The sequence below is a fragment of the Nitrospira sp. BLG_2 genome (genome assembly GCF_049222245.1).
Genome location: NZ_JBLYIG010000278.1, coordinates 1 through 1,832, shown reverse-complemented (window position 1 = coordinate 1,832; position 1,832 = coordinate 1). Strand labels below are relative to the sequence as shown.

3 protein-coding genes are annotated in these 1,832 nt (G+C 56.6%); all 3 read left to right on the top strand.

What is annotated here, in order from left to right:
* Positions 1-595 (top strand): molybdopterin molybdotransferase MoeA (locus ACOSYY_RS07665; RefSeq protein ID WP_421661677.1); only part of this gene is annotated, 595 nt, incomplete at its 5' end.
* A 24-nt stretch (positions 596-619) separates the two neighbouring features.
* Complete coding sequence (mobB, locus tag ACOSYY_RS07660; protein WP_421661676.1) at positions 620-1,144, top strand: molybdopterin-guanine dinucleotide biosynthesis protein B; 525 nt, start codon at positions 620-622, stop codon at positions 1,142-1,144.
* The coding region (locus ACOSYY_RS07655; RefSeq protein ID WP_421661675.1) for a cytochrome c3 family protein at positions 1,128-1,832 on the top strand (705 nt) is incomplete at its 3' end. The genes mobB and ACOSYY_RS07655, both read left to right, overlap by 17 nt.

Below are 1,832 nucleotides of genomic sequence, written 5' to 3'. Positions count from 1 at the left end.
CGATACGCCGATGGCTCTCAAAGAGAAGATCTCGCAGGGGTTGAATGCCGACATATTGGTGTTGTCCGGTGGGGTCTCGATGGGTGACTATGATTTCACCAAAGCCGTGTTCCGTGAGCTCGGTGCCGACATGAATTTTTGGAAACTCGCCATTCGACCCGGTCAGCCGCTGGCCTTCGGGAAGATCCAGGGCAAGCTCGCCTTCGGTCTCCCAGGCAATCCGGTCTCGTCGATGGTCACCTTTGAGCAATTGGTGCGGCCTGCATTACTCAAAATGAGCGGGTGCCGGAGCTACGGACGTCCGGTGGTTCAGGCCATCTTCCAGGAACGCTTTTCCAAGCGGGGCGATCGGCGGCATTTCCTGCGCGGCATTCTCACGAGGGAAGACGGTGAGTTCAGGGTTCGAACGACCGGAGACCAGGGCTCCGGTATTCTCACGTCCATGGTCAAGGCGAATTGTCTCATCGATGTGCCGGTAGAAGTTGAGCGGCTCAATCCCGGTGACGAGGTGGCGGTTCAATTATTGAGCGGCGAGGCATGGCTCGCTACGACCGAGCAGGGGCATTCCGGGGGCAATCGACTCTCCTGTTGCTAGATCAACATACAGAACGGTCATTGCATGTCTATTCCAATTGTTTCGTTTATCGGCCGGTCGAACAGCGGTAAAACGACCTTGATCGAACGCATCATCCCCGAGTTGGTCAAGGCGGGATACCGCGTGGCGACGGTGAAACATGCCGGCCAGGGATTTGATCGTGATACGGAAGGGAAGGATAGTTGGCGCCATAAACGCGCCGGTGCCGGGAGTGTGGTGGTGGTCTCGAAGGGGAGCCTCGCCTTGTTTGCCGATGTCTCCGAACAGCTGAAGGTAGAAGAAGTACGTGATCGTTTCTTGGATGCCTCCTACGACCTCATCATCGCCGAGGGATGGAAAAGCGAAGGTTACCCGAAGATTATCATCGTTCGCGATCAACTCGGTGAAATTGCGTACTCTTCGGACGGTCTTTTGGCGGTGGTCTCCGACAAGCCGATCAATCTTCCTGTGCCTGTACCTATGCTCCACCTGGACGATGTCGCCGGCGTCGCCGCCCTCTTGATCAAGCAGTTTCCCCTCAGACGACGGGAGCATGAGCGGGAAATCTAATGCCACACTGTTGCTGATCCTCGTGATCGGAGCTACGGCTCTGGTGGGAACTGCGATACCGTTTACAGATCACCCGACATTCTGCGCTGGATGCCACACAATCGCTCCTGCGTACGAGAGCTGGACCAAGTCTTCCCATAAAGAGGTGACTTGCGTTGCGTGTCATGTGAGGCCCGGTATTCACGGCTGGTTATTCGACAAGGTTTTGGCTGGAGCCAGAGATGCGGCAATCTATGTGTTTGGAACGCCGACCGATGCGCACAATCTCAAGGCAAAGGTGGATTCCGGAGTCTGTCTCAGTTGCCATCGTCATATCCTTCGCGTGTCCGAGACCGCGCCGCGCGATCTTCCGTCGCCGGTAAAAGAGGTCGGGTTGATCATGAACCACCGTCAACATATGGAAGCTTTCAGGGCGCGTGGACAGGAGGAAGGTTGTACGACGTGTCATTCCGGTGTCGTGCATGATGAACCCATCAAGGGTTATCCCATTGTCATTCCACGCGGACATGTATCGGCCGACAGCAAACCTTGGTATCCGCCTCATCCGGAAGGCTCCTATCTCCGCGCGAGGGCGCTCAGCGACTGTTTCCGTTGCCACGATGGGAAGACGCAGCATGGCGGGAAAACGTTGGACCGCAAATGCGAGACCTGCCACCTCCCGGAGAAGGTCAGCGGCGCTTTGCTATTC

Bases quoted from the DNA above. Each gene is read 5' to 3' on its own strand.
- mobB (WP_421661676.1), top strand. From the start codon at position 620: ATGTCTATTCCAATTGTTTCGTTTATCGGCCGGTCGAACAGCGGTAAA.